18 protein-coding genes are annotated in these 21,159 nt (G+C 64.4%); 6 read left to right on the top strand and 12 right to left on the bottom strand.

Going from position 1 to position 21,159, the window contains the following annotated elements:
- Window positions 1-20: 20 nt before the first annotated feature.
- The 4 genes from ACIP1G_RS09050 to ACIP1G_RS09035 form a co-directional block, all read right to left on the bottom strand.
- A complete protein-coding gene (locus tag ACIP1G_RS09050; RefSeq protein ID WP_400735630.1) occupies window positions 21-1,472 on the bottom strand; it encodes an efflux transporter outer membrane subunit in 1,452 nt (483 codons plus the stop codon).
- Window positions 1,469-2,530, bottom strand: coding sequence for an HlyD family secretion protein (locus ACIP1G_RS09045; protein WP_400735629.1), 1,062 nt, complete (start codon window positions 2,528-2,530; stop codon window positions 1,469-1,471). The genes ACIP1G_RS09050 and ACIP1G_RS09045 overlap by 4 nt, the downstream gene beginning before the upstream one ends.
- 28 nt (window positions 2,531-2,558) lie before the next feature.
- A complete protein-coding gene (locus ACIP1G_RS09040; RefSeq protein ID WP_400735628.1) occupies window positions 2,559-4,100 on the bottom strand; it encodes an MFS transporter in 1,542 nt (513 codons plus the stop codon).
- 237 nt (window positions 4,101-4,337) lie between these two features.
- The gene (locus ACIP1G_RS09035) at window positions 4,338-5,246 is read right to left on the bottom strand and encodes a LysR family transcriptional regulator (RefSeq protein WP_284384487.1); all 909 of its coding nucleotides are present in this window, start codon (window positions 5,244-5,246) and stop codon (window positions 4,338-4,340) included.
- 280 nt (window positions 5,247-5,526) lie between these two features.
- Here ACIP1G_RS09035 and ACIP1G_RS09030 point away from each other — a divergent pair, with 280 nt between their 5' ends.
- From ACIP1G_RS09030 to ACIP1G_RS09020, 3 genes are all read left to right on the top strand, one after another.
- Window positions 5,527-5,973 (top strand): universal stress protein, encoded by a 447-nt coding sequence (locus ACIP1G_RS09030; protein WP_400735627.1) that lies wholly within the window; start codon window positions 5,527-5,529, stop codon window positions 5,971-5,973.
- Window positions 5,974-6,441: 468 nt separating this feature from the next.
- On the top strand, window positions 6,442-6,768 hold the full coding sequence (locus tag ACIP1G_RS09025) for a type II toxin-antitoxin system PrlF family antitoxin (RefSeq protein WP_201206841.1): 327 nt from the start codon (window positions 6,442-6,444) through the stop codon (window positions 6,766-6,768).
- Window positions 6,765-7,232 (top strand): type II toxin-antitoxin system YhaV family toxin, encoded by a 468-nt coding sequence (locus tag ACIP1G_RS09020; RefSeq protein WP_400735626.1) that lies wholly within the window; start codon window positions 6,765-6,767, stop codon window positions 7,230-7,232. The genes ACIP1G_RS09025 and ACIP1G_RS09020 overlap by 4 nt, the downstream gene beginning before the upstream one ends.
- A 208-nt stretch (window positions 7,233-7,440) precedes the next feature.
- On the opposite strand, the gene ACIP1G_RS09015 is transcribed toward ACIP1G_RS09020, so the two are convergent.
- From ACIP1G_RS09015 to ACIP1G_RS09000, 4 genes are read right to left on the bottom strand one after another with little or no spacing between them, the layout of a single operon-like run.
- Window positions 7,441-8,301: an HlyD family secretion protein gene (locus ACIP1G_RS09015; protein ID WP_016713502.1), complete on the bottom strand. Its 861-nt coding sequence runs from the start codon at window positions 8,299-8,301 to the stop codon at window positions 7,441-7,443.
- Window positions 8,302-8,311: 10 nt separating this feature from the next.
- Window positions 8,312-8,512 (bottom strand): DUF1656 domain-containing protein, encoded by a 201-nt coding sequence (locus ACIP1G_RS09010; protein WP_003251718.1) that lies wholly within the window; start codon window positions 8,510-8,512, stop codon window positions 8,312-8,314.
- Between the two features lie 4 nt (window positions 8,513-8,516).
- Complete coding sequence (locus ACIP1G_RS09005; protein ID WP_400735625.1) at window positions 8,517-10,694, bottom strand: FUSC family protein; 2,178 nt, start codon at window positions 10,692-10,694, stop codon at window positions 8,517-8,519.
- Window positions 10,691-12,220 (bottom strand): efflux transporter outer membrane subunit, encoded by a 1,530-nt coding sequence (locus ACIP1G_RS09000; protein WP_400735624.1) that lies wholly within the window; start codon window positions 12,218-12,220, stop codon window positions 10,691-10,693. Before ACIP1G_RS09000 ends, ACIP1G_RS09005 begins: the two co-directional genes overlap by 4 nt.
- 191 nt (window positions 12,221-12,411) lie before the next feature.
- On the opposite strand from ACIP1G_RS09000, the gene ACIP1G_RS08995 reads away from it, so the two are divergent.
- A complete protein-coding gene (locus ACIP1G_RS08995) occupies window positions 12,412-13,359 on the top strand; it encodes a LysR family transcriptional regulator (RefSeq protein ID WP_400735623.1) in 948 nt (315 codons plus the stop codon).
- Between the two features lie 179 nt (window positions 13,360-13,538).
- Window positions 13,539-14,513: a 2-hydroxyacid dehydrogenase gene (locus ACIP1G_RS08990; protein ID WP_400735621.1), complete on the top strand. Its 975-nt coding sequence runs from the start codon at window positions 13,539-13,541 to the stop codon at window positions 14,511-14,513.
- A gap of 107 nt (window positions 14,514-14,620) precedes the next feature.
- Here ACIP1G_RS08990 and ACIP1G_RS08985 read toward each other — a convergent pair whose 3' ends face one another.
- Window positions 14,621-15,523, bottom strand: a complete 903-nt coding sequence (locus tag ACIP1G_RS08985) for a DMT family transporter (RefSeq protein ID WP_400735620.1) — start codon at window positions 15,521-15,523, stop codon at window positions 14,621-14,623.
- Window positions 15,524-15,785: 262 nt separating this feature from the next.
- On the opposite strand from ACIP1G_RS08985, the gene ACIP1G_RS08980 reads away from it, so the two are divergent.
- On the top strand, window positions 15,786-16,661 hold the full coding sequence (locus ACIP1G_RS08980) for a helix-turn-helix transcriptional regulator (protein ID WP_400735618.1): 876 nt from the start codon (window positions 15,786-15,788) through the stop codon (window positions 16,659-16,661).
- Window positions 16,662-16,750: 89 nt separating this feature from the next.
- Here ACIP1G_RS08980 and ACIP1G_RS08975 read toward each other — a convergent pair whose 3' ends face one another.
- From ACIP1G_RS08975 to ACIP1G_RS08965, 3 genes are all read right to left on the bottom strand, one after another.
- On the bottom strand, window positions 16,751-19,141 hold the full coding sequence (locus ACIP1G_RS08975; RefSeq protein WP_400735616.1) for a TonB-dependent siderophore receptor: 2,391 nt from the start codon (window positions 19,139-19,141) through the stop codon (window positions 16,751-16,753).
- A 462-nt stretch (window positions 19,142-19,603) separates the two neighbouring features.
- Entirely contained in the window at window positions 19,604-20,587 is a 984-nt protein-coding gene (locus ACIP1G_RS08970) for a FecR family protein (protein ID WP_400735614.1), read from the bottom strand.
- Window positions 20,584-21,159 carry an RNA polymerase sigma factor gene (locus ACIP1G_RS08965; RefSeq protein ID WP_400735612.1) on the bottom strand — a complete coding sequence of 192 codons (576 nt, stop codon included), beginning with the start codon at window positions 21,157-21,159 and terminating at the stop codon, window positions 20,584-20,586. The genes ACIP1G_RS08970 and ACIP1G_RS08965 overlap by 4 nt, the downstream gene beginning before the upstream one ends.

Below are 21,159 nucleotides of genomic sequence, written 5' to 3'. Positions count from 1 at the left end.
GCCGCTGTGCGGCCCCGCCTTTATGCTTTTTTCACCGGCTGCTCATCAAACGCCTGCCAGCCACCACCCAATGCCTTGTACAGCCCCACCAGCGCCTGCGACACCGCCGCCGAACTGTCGATCCACTGCTCTTCGCTGGCCAGCAACGCCCCCTGCACAGTCAGCACATTGAGAAAGTCCACCGCCCCTTCCACATACTGGCGCTGTGCGGTTTCCAGGGCGATACGGTTCTGCCGCACCGCCTCGGCCAGGTGGTCACGACGCAACTGGCTGGCGTTGTACAGGCGTAGCACATCGTCAATTTCATGCCAGGCACCCAGCACCACCTTGCGATAGTTCAGCGCCGCCTCCTGCTGCTGCGCCTCGCGCAGTTCCAAGGTGCCCTTGAGCCGGCCGCCCTCGAAAATCGGCAACGACAGCTGCGGCCCGAAAGCAAATCTGCGCGAGTCCCAGCCACCAAAATCGGACAGCTGCATGGCTTGGAAGCCCATGCTGCCCGACAGCCGGATGCTCGGGTAAAAGTCAGCCTTGGCCACGCCAATGCTGGCGGTGGCGGCATGCAGGCGGGCCTCGGCCTGGCGGATGTCCGGGCGGCGCTCGGCCAGCTCGGACGGCAAGCCGATGGCAAACTTCTGCTGAGGTGCGGGGAGTTCGCCGCCCTTCAACAACTCAGCTTGCAGGCTGCGCGGTGGCTCTGCTACGAGCAGGCTGAGGGCGTTGATCAGGTCATCGCGGCGGGCTTCCAGGCTGGGCAGGCGCGACTCGATCGAAGCGACCTGGGCGCTGGCCTGGGCCACATCAAGCCGGGTGGCAACGCCTTCGGCCTGGCGGTTTTCAGAGAGCTTCAGGCTGTGCTGGGCGACCTTGAGGTTGTCTTGTGTCACATCGATAGTGTGCTGCACGGCGCGCAGCTGGATGTAGTTGCCGGCGGTTTCCGAAAGCAGTGCCAACAGCACCCCACGGCGGTCGTTCTCGGCCACTTCGACGGTGGCGTCGGCGGCTTCGACCTGGCGCCGCACGCGGCCCCACAAGTCCAGCTCCCAACCGGCCACCAGGTCGCCCTGCCACAGATTGAAGGCTTCTTTACCCGCCTTGCCGGACGGGTCACTCAGGCCTTCGGCGCTGTTACGGGCGCGGCTGTAGCCGGCGTTGACGTCCACCGACGGCACTTCGTCGGCGGCCACAGTGCTGCGCAAGGCGCGGCTTTGCAGCAGCCGGGCGCTGGCCATCTGCAGGTCGAGGTTGCGCTCGGCAACCCGCTGGATCAAGGCACTGAGCTGGGCATCCTGGAAGGTTTCCCACCAGCGCAGTTCCAGCGGCTCGGCCTGCGGCTGGCTGGCCGCTGCCTCGCCTTGCAGCGGTGCCCACTGTCGCGGTGCCTGGCTGCCTGGGCGCTGGAAGTCCGGGCCCATGGTGCAGCCGGCCATCAGTACGGCCAGCAGCAACGGGCTCAAGCGTAATGCCGGTTTCATCGTGCGCTTACCTCTTTGCCATCCAGCTTGTCGCCACGGGTATCGATGGTCGCTTCCACCGACATGCCCACACGCAGACGGCTGAGCAGCGGCTGGCCATCATCGAAGACGATCTTTACCGGAATACGCTGCACCACCTTGGTGAAGTTGCCGGTGGCGTTGTCCGGCTTGACCGCGGCGAAGGTCACGCCGGTGGCCGGGGCGATGCTTTCCACATGGCCTTGCAGTTTCTCGCCGGAGAAGGTGTCGACGCTGATGCTCACCGGCTGGCCAGGCTGCACGTGGGTCAGCTGGGTTTCCTGGAAGTTGCCGACCACATAGGCCTGCTGCAACGGCACCACCGACAGCAGGCGCGCGCCCGGGTTGACGTAGGCGCCGACGCGCAGGGCGCGCTCGCCAACCATGCCATCCACCGGCGCGGTGATGCGGGTGTAGGAGAGGTCGAGCTGGGCCTTTTCCAGCCCTGCTTCAGCGCGCTTGAGCTGGCCGCCGGCGCTGGCCACCTGGGCGGTAAGAATGTCCACCTGTTTGCGTGCTGCCACCAGCGCCGCCTGGGCATTGGCCAGGCGCGCACGGGCCTGGTCGACCCCGCTGCGCGCCTGCTGGGCGTTCTGCACGGTCCCGGCGCCCTGCTCGGCCAGGCGGCTGTAGCGGTTGACCTCGTGGTCGGCGAACGCTGCCTCGGCCTGAGCTGCCTTCACTGCCGCCTCGGCCTGGGCAATCAGCGCGGCCTGGCGTTCAAGGGTGGCGCGGGCATCGGCGCTTTGCGCCTGGGCCACCAGCAACTGCGCCTGCGCGGCATCCAGCGCGGCCTGGTAGTCACGGGCGTCGATGGTCGCCAACAACTGGCCAGCCGTAACCTGCTGGTTGTCCTCCACCAGCACTTCCTTGATGAAGCCGGCGACCTTCGGCGCGACCACGGTGTAGTCGGCGATCACGTAGGCATCATTGGTGCTCTGGCGGTGGTCACTGCCAAACATCCAGGGGCCGACGATGCCAGCCAGGACGGCCACGGCCAGCACCGAGCCGATGAACAGGGTTTTGCGGGTATTGGTCATTTCAGCGGTTCTCGAATTCATCCAGGGTTCAGGCCACCGCACGCGGCGGATAGACCCGGGTAGGCACGAAAGGAATCAGGCAGATCAGGGCCACGGCGATGCCGGCCATGACCAGATAGAGGTCGGCGGAAGTCAGCACCAGCGCTTGGTCGTGGATGCGCTTGGCCAGGCCAGCCGCGTTGTCGTCGACCAGCGGGGCATTGCCCAGGCTGTCCACCAGGTGGTTGGAATGGAAGTGCCGGCGCAGGGTGCCAAGGGCATCCAGCAGGCCACCGGCGATCACCGCAGCCAGGCCCTTGACGGTGTTGAACCAGCTGGAGGCGAACGGACCTTCCTGCGGGGTCATGCCGTTGGTCGACAGCATAAGCAATGGCAGCACCGCCATCGGCTGGCCGAACACCTGCAGCAGGTAAAACGGGTAGAAGTCACCACGGATCCACTCGCTGGTCAGCAGGCTGCTGCCTACGCAGGACACCGCCAGCATCGCCAGGCCGATGCCCAGCACCCAGCGGCAGTCCACCGCGCGGATGTTGCACAGCGCTGCGGTCAGCGGCAGGGCGATCAATTGCGGCATGGCCACCAGCATCATCAGCGGGCTGGTCTGCGCCGGGCGGTAGCCCTGGATCTGTGCCAGGTAGGCCGACGGGATGCTACCCACACCCGACAGCACAATCAGCACGCCGGCCAGGGTCACCAGGGCGAAACTCAGGTTGCGCCGCGACAGCATGCGCAGCTGGAAGAACGGTAGCGGCTCGGACCACTCGTTGTACATGAACAGCACCAGCAACAGCAGGCCACCGCCAAGCAGCCAGCAGATCAGCGGCGAATCAAACCAGCCCCAGCGGTCGCCCAGCGACAGGCCCAGCACAATGCAGCTGATGGCCGGCAGGCCAAGCAGCACGCCACGCCAGTCGAACTGCTTGAAGCGTTCCAGGCGCAGCGGGTCCTGTGGCAGGCCCCAACCAACGCAGAACATGGCCAATGCCGACGGCAGGATGATTTGCCAGAACGCCCATTGCCAGCCGACGTACTCGGTCCACAGCCCGGCCAGTGGCGTGCCCAGGTTGGGGCCAAAAGTGGCGGTCAGGGCATAGCAGGCCAGGCCATAGACCTTGATGCCTGGTGGCAGAAAGCGCAGGGCCACGCTCATCAGCATCGGCGGCAAGGCGCCAGAGGCAAAGCCCTGCAGCACACGTAGCAGCATCAGGCTGTGCAGGTTGGGGGCGAACGGTTGCAGCAGGCCGAGTACGGCAAACAGGCCGATGGCGCTCATGGTGAAGCGCCGCAGCGAAAAGGTGGTGGCCAGCCACGGCGCAAAGGCCATGGCCGAGACCGAGGCGGCGCTGTACGCCGCCAGCAGCCAGGCACCTTCGTCGGCACCGATGCCCATGGCCCCGCGGATATCGGCCAGGGAAATCTTGGTCACCGACTCGTTGAGGCCCGCGCACAGTACGGCCAGCAGCACACCGAACAGCCCGACCACTACCTGCAGGCCGAACGCAGTCTGCGCAGACGCGGCCGGCGCGGGCGCGGCGGCAATGGCGGCAGGCGGTGCGGACAGGGAACTCATGGGCAGACATCTCCAGCAACAAATTTGCGACTGGAGCAAGTCTAAGAAGGTCGAATGCTGACGAAAACTGACTTCTCGGTAGGTTTATGTTGCGCCGGACGCAATCCACTTCAAGAACGGAGTTGTCTTCTTCGCGGGTGAACCCGCTCCCACAGGTACAGCACACCTATCAGGACCTGTGATATCCCTGTAGGAGCGGGTTCACCCGCGAAGAGGCCGGCACGGGCAAAGCACCCCTCAAGGGTCAACACTGCAACAGGCCTTCAGGGTCTGCCGCAACCAGCGATGTGCCGGGTCATTGTGAAACCTCGGGTGCCATGCCTGCAGAACAGTCACCCTTTCCAGCGGCACCGGAATCTCGAACGAACGCAGCGGCAGCCCCAGCTTGTGCACGCTGTTGAGGATATTCGCCGGCATCGGCAGGATCAGGTCGGAATCCGGCAACGAGAACAGCGCCGAGTGAAAACTCGGGGTGATCAACGCCACCCGCCGCTGCACCTTGAAATTGGCCAGCTCGACATCGATCGGCCCATTGGCCCGGCCACGGCGCGACACACTGATCTGTGGATAACTGGCAAAGCTGGTCGGCGTGATCGGCTGCTCGAAGATCGGGTGGTCGCGCCGCGCCAGGCCCACGTAGTAGGTCTGGAACAGGCTCTGCACCTTGATCTCCGGCCCCAGGTCCACGGTCGAGCTGATGATCAGGTCGGTACGCCCGTCACGCAGCACGCTGTCGTCATCGCCGCCTGGGCTTTCTGGCACGAAGCGCAGCACCGTACGCGGCGCCTGCTCGTGCATGCGGCGCAGCAACTGGGCACCGTACAGGGCGATGAACAGGTCGTTGGTGCGGATGTTGAAGGCCCGGTCGAGCTTGGGCAGGTCGACTTCATCGGCACTGCGGAACACCTCGCCGGCCTGCTCCACCAGCGCCGCCACCTGCTCGCGCAGGGCCAGCGCCCGCGGCGTCGGCACCAGGCCACGGCCAGCGCGCACCAGGATCGGGTCGCCCAGGGCATCGCGGATGCGCCCCAAGGTCCGGCTCATGGCTGCCGGGCTCAGGTTCATGCGCTGCGCCGCGCCAACCACGCTGCCTTCGTCGAGCAGGGCATCGAGGGCGACGAGCAGGTTCATGTCCGGGAGTTGCATGGCCGTTTTCCGTTACAGCTGTGGGGAATGGCGATGGTAGCAGGTTGGTGGATTGCACCAGACGCAATGCGCTCGTGCGTGGTGGGGCATTTATTCTGGGAGTGGATTGGGCCAAGAATGATGCATGGCAGGTTCGGCCCTTTCGCGGCGGTTCGACGCTTCGATGAACCCGCTCCTACGGAGATTGCGCAGGTCTCAGATGTTTCGGTGACCTGTTGTAGGAGCGGGTTTACCCGCGAAGAGGCCGGCCCAGACAACCACATCCCATCAAGGATCCCGCATGCCCAGCCCCGTCCTGATCGCCATCGACGCCTCCCCCGCCTCCCTGCTCACTCTCGCCCGCCGCTACTGCCACCCCGCCGAGCACGAACTGCACGTGCTGCTGGCCATCGACTCGACCTTCGCCGTGCACGAGCAACCCGCGCCCTACACCGCTGAAGAACTGGAGGAATACCCCGCCGCCTGCGAAGAACAGCGCCTGGCCGACCGCGCCGTAGCCGAGGCTGTGCGCGAATTGCAACAAGCCGGCTTTGTCAGCCAGGGCTGCATGGTGGCCGGGCAGCCTGTCGAGGCGATCGTGGCCAAGGCGCAGGAACTGAACTGCGAACTGATCATCATGGGCCACCGCCACCTGTCGCGACTGGGGCGGCTGCTGGATCCGTCGATCAGCGCGAAGGTGATCGATCGGGTTGAGGTGCCGGTGTTGGTGGGGGCGGCGAGTGCTTGACTTGAGAAGTGTATCGCCTAGGCAATCGAGCGCCGCCCGCGCGGCGCTTCGCAGCACAAGGCTGCTCCTACATCTGTTTCGGGCCAATTATTCCTGAGGCAGAGGCGCGCGGCCCCTTGGCGTTCACCTCGATATTGTGTGCGACCAACAAGGCGGTCGCGTGCGCTGACACAGGCGTGACTGGCCCGAAACAGATGTAGGAGCAGCCTTGTGCTGCGAAGCGCCGCGCGGGCGGCGCTCGATCTCCCAGGCGACATACTTCTCAAGGCGAACTCGGCTTCACCACCACCGTACAAGTCGTCCCCGCCGCCAGCAAAAATCAGCGCAAAGGTGATCGACTGGGTGAAGGTGCCGATCTTGGTGGGGGGCAGCCTGACCGCTCATCAGCGTGGTAATGCATTTGCATTGACCAGACAATGCAATCGCATTACCTTTATGGACGTTGATGGACCTCAATGGACATGCGCTATGGCTACCACCTTCGAAGTCGAGTCCACGCTGACCGATCGTTACCAGACCACCGTTCCTGAAACCGTGCGTCGTGCCTTGGGTTTGAAAAAACGTGACAAGATCCATTACTCGATTCGCCCTGACGGTGGGGTGATACTTACCCGCGCAGAGGCAACCGAGGACGATCCGGTGCTGGGCCAGTTCCTGAGTTTTCTGGCTCACGACATCGCAACAAACCCTCAACGGCTGCAGGTTGTCGATGCTGACCTTATCGCTCGCCTCGACAAGCTTGTCGGCGACGCGGAGGTCGATCTGGATCAACCTCTGTCGGCGGATGATGAATGAGTGATGCGAAAAAGACGCCTCTGGTTATTCACGGATGGACTGTATTTGCCCACCCGCTGTTCCTGGCCAAGCTCGACGCACTGAGCGTTCAAGTTCAGGCTCAGATGCAGAAGGACCCAACGGGTTACACGAAAAAGAATGCTTTTAAACGGCTGGCGGCCATCAAACGGCTGGCGTTTGATGTCATCCCCCAAGACCCGACAAAACCTGAGTACCGCCAGGGTGCAACGCTTGGCGGTGACCACAAGCACTGGTTCAGAGCGAAGTTCTTCCAGCAATACCGCTTGTTCTTTCGCTACCACACTCCCAGCAAGATCATCGTGCTGGCCTGGGTCAATGAGGAGTCGAGCAAGCGCGCCTACGAAAGCAGCGACGATGCCTACAAGGTGTTTCAGAAGATGTTGCTTACTGGCCACCCACCGGACGATTGGGACCAACTACTTCGAGAAGCTGCTGCGAGTTAAGCCAATGCATCTACACACGTTGTCATCGGCTAACACGTTTCTTTGTAGGAGCGGCCTTGTGTCGCGAAAGGACTGCGTAGCAGTCCTGGCAGTAGCTGCATGTACACCAGAATCCCGGGGCCGCTTCGCGGCCCTTTCCGACCGGTCCGGCGCCCCGGCAAGGCCGCTCCTACAAAGGACAAGCAATATCTTGGTAGAGCGGTAAGGATTACCCCTCGCTCGGCTTCACCACCACCGTACAAGTCGTCCCCGCCGCCAGCAAAAACCCTTCCGGCACTTCATCGATGTGAATGCGCACCGGCACCCGCTGCGCCAGGCGTACCCAGTTGAAGGTCGGGTTCACGTCGGCGATCAGCTCGCGGCTTTGCGGGTTGTCGCGGTCGTAGATGCCGCGGGCGATGCTCTCCACATGCCCTTTGATGCGTTCACCACTCATCATCTGCAGCTCGGCCTGGTCACCCACCTTCACATGCGGCAACTTGGTCTCTTCGAAGAAGCCGTAAACCCAGAACGAGTTTTCATCGACCACTGCCATTACCGCTTCACCGGTGCGCGCATAGTCGCCCTTGTGGATATTCAGGTTGGTCACGTAGCCGTCCACCGTGGCCACGATGTGGGTGCGCTTCAAGTTCAGCTCGGCAGCGGCCAGCTCAGCCAGGGCCTGCTGGTAATCGGCCTGGGCAGAGTTGGCGATGTTGCTGGCGTCGTCGCGGTTTTCCTTGGAGATCACCAGGTTGTCCATGTCGGCACGGCGCTTGGCGTTGACCTTGCGCATTTCCCAGGTGGCCTTGCGCGAAGCGACCAGCGCCTTGGCCTGGTCGACGGCCAGCTGGTAATGCTCGGGGTCGATCTGAATCAGCAGGTCGCCCTTTTTCACCCGCTGGTTATCCTTGACTGGCACATCCACCACGTAACCGGGCACGTCAGCGGCAACGTTGATGATGTCGGCACGCACACGCCCGTCGCGGGTCCATGGGGTGGTCATGTAGTGCAGCCACAACTGGCGGCCTATGGCCACGGCAGCGACCAGCACCAGCAGGGTGGCGATCAGGCTGAAGAACTTTTTCATCGAAGGTTTCTCACCAGTAGACAGAAAGCGCCATGGCGCCGAACAGGCAGACGAACAGGCTCAGGCGCAGCAGCGCCGGGTGCCAGAAGAAGCGGTAGCCATCATGGCTGGCGATGAACCGGTCCAGGCCCCAGGCCAGGCCCAGGGCGAACAGGAACATCAAGGTCATGGTGGGCATGTACACGCCATGGAAGGCGATTTCACGGGGCATGCTTTCACGGAGCATCGTGCAGTCCTTTCGCCGGTACCAGCGGCGACTGTGGGTCCAGCAGGGAAGAACGGATGAAGTGCAGGTAGCTTTGCGCACGGCGCAGCACCGAGGTGTCGAAGTGCCGGGCAAACGGCTCGTCGGTGGCCTGCACGCGGGCGATAGCGTGGTCCACCGCCACCAGGGCGCGCTCATGGTTGCTGGCGTTGGGCTGCAGGAACAACCTGGCCAGGGCACGGCCCATGACGCGGATGGCCTGGCGCCACGGCTGCGACTCGGCGTAGGCCGGGTGCACCGGCGCGCGGGCCTGCTCCTTGCGCAGCTCAATGATGGCGTGGCCAATTTCCAGCACGGTGAACATCCAGCCCATCAACTGGCTCTGCACCTGCGGCTTGCCGGCTGCCAGGCCATAGGCCTGGTGCAGCAGGTCGCGGGTGCGGCTTTCGAAGGCCGTGCCGATGCCGCGCAGGCGCCCGCTGATGGCGAACAGCACCTGCTCGCGCAACTCTTGCTCCAGGCGGCTCCACAGCCAGCGGCTATTCGGCGGCAGGATGATCGCCCCGGCGGCAGCACAGACAAACATGCCGATGACCATGCCGATGTAGTCGTTGATGAAGGTGTAGGGGTCATACACGGTGAGGTTGTTCGGCACCGAGCCAATGGCGAAGAACACCAGCAGGCCGATGCCGTAGCCCGCGTAGGCCGGCCGTGACGACAGGAACGCACCGAGCACGAACACCGGAGCCAGCACCATGCACAACAGCGGGAAACCGTCGATCCAGGGGAACACGAAGAAGGTTTCGAAGAAGCCGACAAAGGCACCGATGGCCGTGCCGCAGGCCATCTGGAACGACATGCGCTTGGGGTTCGGCGAGGCCGCCGAGAGGCCCACGGTGACCGTGGCAATCAGGGTCATCATTGCACCGCTGGGCCAGTCGCTGAACAGCCAGTAGCTGCCCAGCAGCAACAGCACTGCCGAGGCGCGCACGCCAGCAGCCAGCGATACCAGCCAGCTGGTCTGCGCCACGTAGGGCTCGTCCCACTGCTCACGTTCGTGCTTGTGCGCGGCCAGCGAGGCATGGGTTTCGGCGTAGCTGTACATCTCGTCGACGAAGCGGTACAGCAACTCGAACGCGGTGTGGAAATCGAGCTGGTCGGCCTCGCTCGGGTCGGTCGCCAGGTACTCGGCGCGCAGGCCGCGCACCTGGGCCTGCAGGCCTTCCTTGTAGGCGGCCAGCTCCAGGGTCAGGCGCAACGCGTCGGCGTCGGTCAACGCCCGGCCCACGTAGGGCTGAAGCAGCTCCACCAAGGTATTGAGGCCCGGCTCGATGGCACCGACGATCTGCCGTGGGCCACGGGCGCGCAAGCGCTCCAGCAAGCGGTGCAGGGCATTGAAGCGTGTGGTGATGGCCATGAACTCGCTGTTCATCCGCACCAGGCGGCCACTGCGGCGGCGCATGTGCGGGTCTTCGAAGGCGGTGACGTTGCGCAGGCTCTCCAGGCCCACTGCTTCGGCAACGAAGCGTACGTTGCTGCTTTCGAAACGGTCGCGCTGGCTGTCGCCGCGCAAGGCCTCGACCACCACCCCGGCGAACACGCCAAAGCGCTGGTAGAGGGCGTTGCGCATGGCGGCACTGGCCGACTGCGGCAGGATCGCGGCACTGACAAAAGTCGACACGAGGATGCCCAGGGCAATTTCCAGCACCCGCCATACCGCTGCCATGAATGCCTGGTCGGGGTGCTGCAGCACCGGCAGGCCGATCATCGCAGCGGTGTAGCCGGCCAGCACGAAGCCATAGGCGCGGAAGGTGCGGTAGCGCATGGCACCGGCCGAGCACAGGCCTACCCACAGGGCCAGGCTGGGCAGGAACAGCTCGGTGTTCTGCGGGAAGATGGCAATCAGCGCCACCATCATCGCCGAGCCAGCCAAGGTGCCGAGCACCCGGTAGAAGCTCTTGGCGAACACATGGCCGCTTTGCGGCTGCATGACGATGAACACGGTGATCATCGCCGTGCGCGGTTGCGGCAGCTCCAGGCGCATGGCCAGCCACAGGGTGATGAACGCGGCGGCCAGCACCTTGAAGATGTACACCCAGGTGACGCCGTCGGTACGCGCCCAGGCAAAGAAGCCCCGGCGCCATTCCAGGCTCTGCAGCCAGCGCACGGGCAAACTGGAAGTGCTCATTCGGCGTTATCCGGCTTCTTGTCGAAAATGGCCAGGGTGGCCGGGGTTTTCGGCGCGGCCTGGCGTTCTTCTTTGGGCACATCCTGGCCAGCCTGCAAACCACCACCCAGGGCGGTGACCAGCTCGGCATGGGCGATCAGGCGCGCGGCCTGCACCTGCTGCTGCACTTGCTGCTGGCGGAACAGCAAGGTTTGCGCGTTGAGCACGTTGAGGTAGTCGGTAAGGCCACGCTGGAAGGCGACCATGGCGATGTCGTAGGTTTTCTGCGCGGCGGCGACCGACTCGGCGGCGAAGTGCGACTGCTCTTTCATCGACTCGCGGCGGATCAACTGGTCGGAGATGTTCTTCAGCGCACCGACCACAGTCAGGTTGTAGCGCGCCACGGCCACGTCATAGCCCGCCGAGGCCACGCCCAGCTGCGAACGCAGGCGGCCACCGTCGAAGATCGGCAGGCTGATGGCCGGGCCAACGTTGTAGTTGAACTTGCGCCCGGTGAGGAACTCCAGCGGGCCGCCACCGGTGGCCATGAAGCCCAGGCTGCCGACCAGGTCGACGTTGGGGAAGAAGCCAGCGTGGGCGACGTCGATACCACGCGCCTGGGCAGCCACTTGCCAGCGGCTGGCGACCACGTCGGGGCGCTGGCCGACCAGTTCGGCAGGCAGATTCGACGGCAGTCTCAGCGGCGCGGCCAGGGCCAGGGTCGGGCGCTGCAACTGCGCGCCCTCGCCCGGGCCTTTACCGGCCAGGGCGGCCAGCTGGTTGCGGGTCAGGGCGATTTCTTCGTTGAGGCTGTCGAGCTGGCGGTGGGTTTCCGGCAGCGGCGCTTCGGCCTGGCTGACCTCGAAATGGGTACCGATGCCTGCATCCAGGCGGCGTTTGGCCAAGCCCAGGATCTGTTCTTGCTGTTCCAGTTCGGCCTTGACGATATCGCGCAGGGCAAAGTGCAGGCTCAGCTGGATGTAGGCACGCACCACGTTGTTCTGCAGCTCCAGCTGCGCCTGGCGGGCCTCGGCCACGCTCATGTGCGCCTGGTCCACGGCCTGCTCGCTGGCGTTGCGTTCGCGGCCCCACAGGTCTAGTGCATAGCTGAAGCCGATGGCGGCGTTGTTGTCCCAGGTGTTGGCACCGGACAGCGCGCCAGGGCCGTAGAACTGGTCTTCAGGCCAGTTGTGGCGCTTGAGCGTGGCCTGGCCGTTGGCCTGGAGCTTTTCTGCCGACTCGACCACGCCCGCCATGGCCTTGGCTTCGCGCACCCGCGCCGCAGCCATGGCCATGCTCGGGCTACCGGCCACGGCCAGGGCTACCCAGCGGTCCAGCTGTGGGTCGCCATAGGCGTGCCACCACTGCTGGTCGGGCCAATGGGCATCGGTCGCGGCTTCGCGTATGGCCGCGTCGGTGGTCAGGGTATTGGTCTGCAGCGTCTTGCTTTGCGGGGCAATGCCCCAGGTTCCGATACAGCCGCTCAAGGTGAGGGCAAGGGCACAGGCACTGAACGCATTGAGCGTTCTGATGATGCGACGCGGCACAGCTGCGATTTCCCGAGGAAGAGGTGAAGGGACCGGGCAATTCTAGGGGGCGGCAGCACTGGCGATAAGCGCAGATTCCTGCGAATCTTTGTTACCAAAACAGCGATAATCCGCCTTTGGTCGAAGGCAACTTTTCATCTTTTTTACGTTACTTCGTGACACAATTTTGTCCTCTACATCGAGAGTGACCCATGGACACCCTGCAAAACATGCGTGCTTTCAGTTGCGTAGCCCAGCTCGGCAGCTTTACCGCTGCTGCGGCGCAACTGGATACGACCACCGCGAACGTGTCGCGGGCGGTCTCCAACCTGGAAGCCCATCTGCAAACAAGGCTGCTCAACCGCACCACCCGCCGCATCGCGCTGACCGAAGCCGGCAAGCGCTACCTGATGCGTTGCGAACAGATTCTTACCTACGTCGAAGAAGCCGAAGCCGAGGCCAGTGACGCCCATGCGCGCCCGGCCGGGCAGTTGAAGGTGCACTCGATGACCGGGGTCGGCCAGCACTTCGTGGTCGATGCCATTGCCCGCTACCGCGAATCGCACCCGGACGTGACCTTCGACCTGACCATGGCCAACCGCGTGCCCGACTTGCTCGACGAGGGCTATGACGTGTCCATCGTGCTGGCCACCGAACTGCCCGACTCGGGGTTCGTGTCGCAGCGCCTGGGCATTACCTACAGCATCGTCTGCGCCTCGCCCGCCTACATCGCCCGCAACGGTGGGGCGCAAAAGCCTGCCGACCTGCTCAAGCACGCCTGCCTGCGCATGGTCAGCCCGGTGATCCCGCTGGAAAAGTGGCTGTTCGACGGCCCGGAAGGCCAGGAGATGGTCAACATCACCAGCTCACCGTTCATGGTCAACACCGCCGATGCCATGAAGACCGCGATCCGCAGTGGCATGGGCGTGGGCGTGCTGCCGATCTATTCGGCGATCGACGGCCTGCGTGACGGCAGCCTGGTGCGGGTGCTGCCCGAGTACCGCCTGCAGGAACTGAACCTGTACGCCATCTACCCGTCGCGGCAGTACCTGGATGCCAAGATCAAGACCTGGGTCGAGTACCTGCGCAATTCGTTGCCGGAGATTCTTGCCGCGCATGAGGCGGACCTGAAAACCCACCAGGTGCTGATCGCCAACTGAGAAACATGCTGCAATGCTGTGGTGGACAATGGTAGGTTGCTAACCATTGCCGGCCTCTTCGCGGGTAAACCCGCTCCCACAGGTACAGCGCTGCCCCCGGGGTTGTGCAATCCCTGTAGGAGCGGGTTTACCCGCGAAGAAGCCCCCACCGCCCCACCGCCTTGCAGAGAAGTAGCCCGATGAAAAAGACCGTCCTGGCCTTCAGCCGTATCACCCCGGCCATGGCCGAGCGCCTGCAGCAAGACTTCAACGTGATCCTGCCCAACCCCAAGCTCGGCGACATCAACGCCCAGTTCAATGAAGCCCTGCCCGAGGCCCACGGCCTGATCGGCGTTGGCCGCAAGCTTGGCCGCGCCCAGCTTGAAGGCGCGGCCAAGCTGGAGGTGGTGTCCAGCGTTTCGGTCGGTTATGACAACTACGACCTGGACTACTTCAACGAACGCGGCATCGCCCTGACCAATACCCCGGATGTGCTGACCGAGAGTACGGCCGACCTCGGCTTCTCGCTGGTGATGGGCTGCGCCCGCCGCACCGCCGAGCTGGATGCCTGGACCAAGGCCGGCAACTGGCAGGCCACCGTAGGCCCGGCCCACTTCGGCAGCGATGTGCATGGCAAGACGCTGGGCATCGTCGGCATGGGCAACATCGGTGCTGCCGTGGCGCGCCGTGGCCGCTTCGGCTTCAACATGCCGATCCTGTACAGCGGCAACAGCCGCAAGACCGCGCTGGAACAAGAGCTGGGCGCTCAGTTCCGCAGCCTGGAGCAGTTGCTGGCCGAAGCGGACTTCGTGGTCATCGTGGTGCCGCTGTCCGACGCCACCCGCAAGTTGATCAGCACCCGCGAACTGAAGCTGATGAAGCCGAGCGCGTTCCTGATCAACATCGCCCGCGGGCCGGTGGTAGACGAGGTGGCGCTGATCGAAGCACTGCAGGCCGGCATCATTCGCGGCGCCGGGCTGGATGTGTACGAGAAGGAGCCGCTGAGTGACTCACCGCTGTTCAATCTGCCCAATGCGCTGACCTTGCCGCACATTGGCTCGGCCACTGCCGAAACCCGCGAGGCCATGGCCAACCGGGCGATGGACAACCTGCGTGCGGCGCTGCTGGGTGAGCGGCCGCGGGACCTGGTGAATCCGCAGGTGTGGAAGGGCTGATAGCCCCGTAGTGCCTGTACCGGCCTCTTCGCGGGTAAACCCGCTCCTACAAAGGGTATGTGGGAGCGGGTTTACCCGCGAAGAGGCCAGCACAGACAACCCATCCCCTATTTAGCCACCACAACACCCCCAGCCACCCTGGCCCGGGGCTTGCGAAACACCAGCACATTCCCCGCCATCACCGCCACCAGCCCCAGCAAGGCCGGCGCCGTCCACTGATACCCCTCGGCCACAGCCGACACATTCAACGCCACCAACGGGAACAGCACGGTGCAGTAGGCCGCCCGCTCCGGCCCCATGCGCCCGACCAGGGTCAGGTAGGCAGTGAAGCCGATCACCGAGCCTGGGACCACCAGGTACAGCAGCGAGCCGATGTAGCGCGTGTTCCATTCCATGGCGAAGGGAATGCCGTCAACCAGGCAATACACCGCCAGCATCGTCGCGCCATAGACCATGCCCCAGGCATTGGTGGTCATGGGTTTGAGGCCGGCTTTCTGTTGCATGCTGGAGAGCATGTTGCCGGCCGAGAAGCACAGTGTGCCCAGCAGCGCCAGGCCCAGGCCGTAGAGTGTTTCGGGGCTGGCGGCGTGGTGCGAGAGTTCTGGCCAGAACAGCAAGCCCAACCCCAGCAGGCCGAGCGCGCCGCCGCCGAGTACATTGCTGGCGATTTTCTGGCCGAAGAAAATTCGCGCGTTCAGGGCATTCCACAAGGTCGCGGTAGAGAACACCACGGCGATCAGGCCGCTGGCGATCCACTGGCTGGCGGTGAGGAAGCACATGAAGTTGACGCAGAACAGGCAAAAACCCTGCGCCAGGCAGATCAGGTGGCCACGCCGGTTCATCGGCTGCAGGCGTCGGGTGAGCAGGAGGATGGCGAACAGGATCAGCCCGGCCAGGGCGAAGCGGTAGACGATCGACACCGGGATGGCGACCACGCCCAGCTGGAGTTTCAGGGCGATCCAGGTGGTGCCCCAGATCAGGACGGTGAGCAGGTAGAGTGACAGGTTCATGGCGGCGGTTCCTTGGGCCTTTCAAGATCGGTGCCCGGCGCTTCGCGGCTAAAGCCGCTCCTACAGGGACCGCGCCAATTTCGCGATTGACGCGGTCCCTGTAGGAGCGGGTTCACCCGCGAATCGAGGGCGCAGCCCTCGCCGAGGCCACCAGTGTTCGCCCTGCCCGACGCTCCCCGCTTGCATAAACTTGCGCATTTGTCCCCCCGGTAGCTGTCAGCCCACCCAAGGCGCAGTAGGATGGGCCTCAGAGGAACCACCCATGACCCCACTCACCCAGCTGCAAGTGTTCAACGCCATGCACGCCTCGCCCCACGCCCGCCTGGAGCTGAGCGCGCACCTGGGCGACGGGCTGGCGGCGGCGTTGTGGCGCAACCGCGACGATGCCCGCGACTACCAGGCGCCAAGCCATCACACCTTGTCGTGCTACATCGCCGACGGCACCGGCACCTTCCGCCGCCAGCGCCCGGCGGACAAGGGCGCGCCCGGCAAGTTATGCGTCATGCCGGCCGGCCATGAGTCGAACTGGGTGGTGAACGGTGCCATTCGCCTGGCGCACCTGTACGTCAGCGAGGCGCAGTTCGCCCTGGGCTGCGTGCGCCTGCTCGACCGTGAACCACGTGAATTGCAGTTGCAGGAAGCGACCTTCCTCGATGACCCGCAGCAGGCTGTGCGCTTTCGCCAGCTGATCACCCTGGACTGGGACGAACCCGGCGAGCGCTTGCTGGCCAGCAGCCTGGCGCACGAGATCGTCGACCATGCGCTGCTCAGCCAGGTTGGGCTGCGCCAGGGCCTGCGCCTGAAAGGCGGGCTGGCGCCGAATTTGCGCCGGCAGCTGGTCGACTACATCGAGGCGCACCTGGACCAGCCGATTACCCTGGGTGAGCTGGCCTTGCGCTGCAACCTGTCCGAATACCACTTTGCGCGCATGTTCCGCACCAGCTTCGGGCTACCGCCGCACCAGTATCTGCTGGCCCGGCGGCTGCACCGGGCTTGCCAGCTGTTGCGGCTGGGGGTGATGCCGTTGGGGGAAATTGCCCTGGTGTGCGGGTTTGCCAGTGCCAGTCATTTCAGCAACCGGTTCCGGCAGGCCGTTGGCGCCACACCGGGAGAGTACCGTTTGGCCATTCGCGGCTGAAGCCGCTCCCACAAAGACCGCGCCAGCCTCCAGGGCAACGCGGTCCCGTAGGAGCGGCTTTAGCCGCGAATAGGCCGGCACAGACCGACTCAGAACTCAAAGGTACTGGACAGGCTCACCTGCCGCGCATCCCCAATCGCCACAAAGTACTGGTTCACCGCGGAGCTGTAGTACACCTTGTCGAACAGGTTCTTCACGTTCAACTGCAACAACACCTTGTGCTCGTCCAGCTTGGTCTCGTAACTGGCAAAGGCATCAGCCACGGTATAGGACGGCAGGTCGAAGGTGTTGGTCGAGTTGCCGCTTCGCTCCCCCACATAGCGCGCCCCCGTGCCGATACGCAGGCGGTCGCCGCCGAACAGGCTGCCGTAGTCGTACACCGCCGACAGCGAGCCGGTGTGGCGGGCCACGTTCTGCAGGCGGTTGCCTTTCAGGTCCGGGTCCTTGGTCACCTTGGCATCGGTGAAGGCATAGCTGCCTATCAGGCTCCAGCGCTCGCTAAGCTGGCCGGTCAGGTCCAGTTCGACACCACGCGAATTCACTTCACCCGCATTGCTGTAAAGCGTTTCACCAGTACCACTGTCGAAGTTGGCCACCAGCACATTGCGCTTGGTGATGTCGAACAGCGCCAAGGTACCGGTCAGGCTGCCTGGCATATCGAGCTTGGCCCCCACCTCCCACGACTTGCCTTCCTCCGGGGCTACCGACGAATCCAGCACCACACCACCGGTGAGCGGCGCGATGCTGGAGTTGGGCTTGAACGACTCGCTGTAGCTGCCATAGAACGACAGCTGGTCGTCGACCTTGTAGACGATACCGGCATGCGGTACCCAGGCCTGGCCGCTGGTGTCGGTGTTGGCCTTGAACGGGCGACCACGGCCTGCGTACTGATCGTATTGCTGGAAACGCGCGCCCGCCACCAGGATCCAGTGATCGTCCAGGTGCAGTGCGTCCTGCAGGAAGATCGCATCGGTTCGCAGCTTGTCGGTCTGGTCGCTATCACTGGCCTTGACCGTGGTGCCCTCCACTTCCTGCCCGTAGACCGGGTTCAGGTAGCTGAAAGTAGACTGCGGCGTCTGCCGGATCAGGTCACCCCGGAAAATCTTGCGGTCTTCGTGATCGATGCCGAACAGCAGGTCGTGCTGCATACCGGCCAACTGCACATTGCCGGCCAGGCTCAGGGTTGCGAACTGGTCACGGCTCATGGCGTTGTGGGTGCCGTCGATACTGCGCGACAGCGTGCCGCTTGCCTCATCCACGCCATACACCCGCACCTGGCTGGCATCGTAGGTCTCGCGGTTGAAGCTGTAGCCGAAGTGCAGCTTCCAGTCATCGGCCAGCTGGTGGTCGACTTCCAGGCGGTACAGGTCGGAGCGCCCTTCCATGTCGTTGAACGGCTCGTCCAGGCGCCGCGTGGCCGGGATGTCGAGTGGGTGGCCGTTGTTGCCGAACGCCGTGCCACGGTCGAAGGGGTAAAGGAATTCGCGGTGCTCGTAGGCCAGCACCACCTGGGTGTCTTCGCCCAGCCAGGCCAGCGACGGCGCCACCAGCGATTCGCGGTGCACGCCGTAGTTGCGCCAGTAGTCCTCATCTTCGTGGTCGACAATCAGGCGGTAGGCGAAATTGCTGTCGCCCAGCGCACCGGTGCTGTCGAACCCGCCGCCGCTGCCGTTCTTGCCACTGCCGTAAGTGGAGCCACGTACGGTCAGGGCGTTGTACTGCTCAAGCTGCGGGCGTTTGCTGACCACGTTGATCACCCCGCCCGGGTCCTGGATACCGTACAGCAGCGAGGCCGGGCCCTTGAGCACTTCGACCCGCTCGGTGCTGGCGTTGAGGCTGCGGCCCTGCACGATGGGCATGCCATCGCGCATGATCGAGCCGTCGCGGTTGTCGCCGAAGCCACGCTTCATCACCGTGTCGGAGGTGCCGCCGAAGTTGTTGCCCTGGGTGATACCGCTGACGTTGGCCAGTGCGTCATCGAGGTTGCGCGGGGCCTGGTCGCGGATGACCTGGGCCGGTACCACGTTGATCGCCTGGGGGATGTCCTGGTTCGGGCCCTGCCCGCGCATGATCGAGGCCGTGGCCGGGGGCTGGTAGCTGTAGTCGTCCAGTTGCGAGGTCACCGTGGTGGCCTGCAGGTTGAGGGCACCGGAGGTGTCCAGCGTTTCCAGGGTCAGGGTGCGCGCGTCGATACGGCGCCAGGCCAGGCCGGAGCTGCCCAGCAGCTGTTGCAAGGCCTGTTCGGCGCTGTAGCTGCCGTTCAGCGCCGGGGCCTGCACGCCTGGCAGTTCGAGGGTGTAGACCACGCTCTGGCCGGTGGTGCGGCTGAAGGCGTTGAGTGCCTGGGCCAGGGGCTGGGCCGGCTGAGCGAAGGCGTAGGCCTGTTGTTGCTCGGCGGCGCTGGCCTGGGGGGCGGCAGTGATGGCCGGGAGTGTAGCCAGGCCCAGCCAGAGGGGGACGCAACGCGGGGAGAACTTCATGGACGCTGACCTGTGAGAGGGATATCACTGCGAATGAATCGCACTTCCACTCATTACACGGATGCCGCGTCCTGTTACCTCATCCGCTTTCTGAAAATATTTTTCCTGTGCCGGCCTCTTCGCGGGTGAACCCGCTCCTACACGGTAATGCACAGGCCTGAGATCAGCGCTGTACCTGTGGGAACGGATTTACCCGCCCCCACAGGAATTGCACAAGCCTGAGATCAGCGCTGTACCTGTGGGAACAGATTTACCCGCCCCCACAGGAATTGCACAAGCCTGAGATCAGCGCTGTACCTGTGGAAACGGATTTACCCGCCCCCACAGGAATTGCACAAGCCTGAGATCAGCGCTGTACCTGTGGGAACGGATTTACCCGCCCCCACAGGAATTGCACAAGCCTGAGATCAGCGCTGTACCTTGTAGGAGCGGGTTCACCCGCGAAGAGGCCGGCACAGGCGACTAACGAATCAAGGTCAACCGACCCAAAACGGTCTGCCGCGAAAAACCCATCACCTTGCCCAGCGAATCCAGCGCCAGCAGCGGCTCATCAACGGGGAAGCTACCGCTGACCTTACGCTGTCCCAACTCACCATCAAGCAACAGGATACGCCCCGGGTTATAACGCCCCAGGTCCTCGACCACCTGCGCCAGCGGTACCTGGTAGTAATTCAGCCAGCCCTGTCGCCAGGCCAGGCGGCTGTCGCTGTCCACCGCCAGGGTGTCACCCACCCGGCCTGCGGCGTAGGCCACTTGCTGGTTGGCAGTCAGTTCACGCGCAACAACACCCTGCATCGGGCTCACCGCCACGCGCCCGCTGCGCACCGTAACCTGGGCGCCCTCACCCTGCTCACGCACTTCGAACTGGGTGCCAAGCACCCGTACCTCGCCACCACCGGCTTCGACCACGAACGGCGTGCCGGTATGCGTGACATGGAAGAAGGCCGCGCCATGCAACAGCCGCACGCGGCGTTCGCCATGGGCGAAGTCGACCGCAATCGCACTGCCCGCATCCAGCGTCACCTGCGACTGGTCTTGCAGGACTACCTGGCGAATCTGCCCGGCACTGCTGTAGTCGGCTTGCAGATCCTGCAACCACATCCCCGGTTGCCAACCACCGGCAACGCCGATGGCCAGTACCAGGCAGGCCGCCACCGCCAAGGTCGCGACCCGCTGCCGCCACGGGCGCCTGGCCGGCGGCCTGGCCATGGCATCCAGGTAACGTTGTAGGCCCTCATGCTCTTCTTCCGCCAAACGCGCCGCCGCAACCGCACTCTTCTGCCACAACGCCTGGGCCTGGTCATAGGCTGCGCGGTGCCCCGGCTCGGCCAGCAACCAGCGCTTGAACGCCGCACCCTCGGCTTGCGCAGGCTGCTCGTTGATCCGGCTGAGCCATTGCAGGGCGGCCTGGGCCTGCGCCTCGGTGATCGGCGGTAAACGGCTCATCGACGGGCACTCCCTGGCCGGCGTGGGGTAGGCGCGGGCTCGGCAACACTCGCCTTGCACGCTTCGAGGGCGCGCATCATATGCTTTTCCACGGCGCTCTGGGACAGTTGCATGACCTTGGCGATTTCGCCGTACTTGCAGCCGTGGATCCGGTTGAGCAGGAAGATCTGCCGGGTACGCTCGGGCAGGGCACGCAAGGCGGCCTCGATGCGCTGCAAGTCGTGGTCGACTTCCACGGCCAGCTCCGGTGCCTGGGCCATGGTCGCTTCTTCCACCGGCAATGCGGCTTCGGCCACGCGTTCGCGGCTACCTTCGCTGCGCAGGTGGTCGATGGCCAGGTTGCCGGCGCAACGCAGCAGGTAGGTGTCCAGCGCTTCCACCTTGACCTCAGGGCGGCGCCAGAAGCGCAGGAACAACTCCTGGACCAAGTCCGATGCCGTGGCACGGCAGCCGACCCGGCGGTTGACCAGTGCCTCCATGCGCGCGCGCTGGGCCTGGAACACCTGGACGAAACGTGCACGCCCGCCTGCGTTCTCTGCATCGGGCTCGAAAATGTCTCCCGGCTCGCTCAC

The organism is Pseudomonas sp. NPDC089392 (genome assembly GCF_044749595.1).
Classification (GTDB): Bacteria; Pseudomonadota; Gammaproteobacteria; order Pseudomonadales; family Pseudomonadaceae; genus Aquipseudomonas.
The sequence above is the reverse complement of the archived record's forward strand: the minus strand, read 5'-3'. Positions and strand labels throughout refer to the sequence as shown.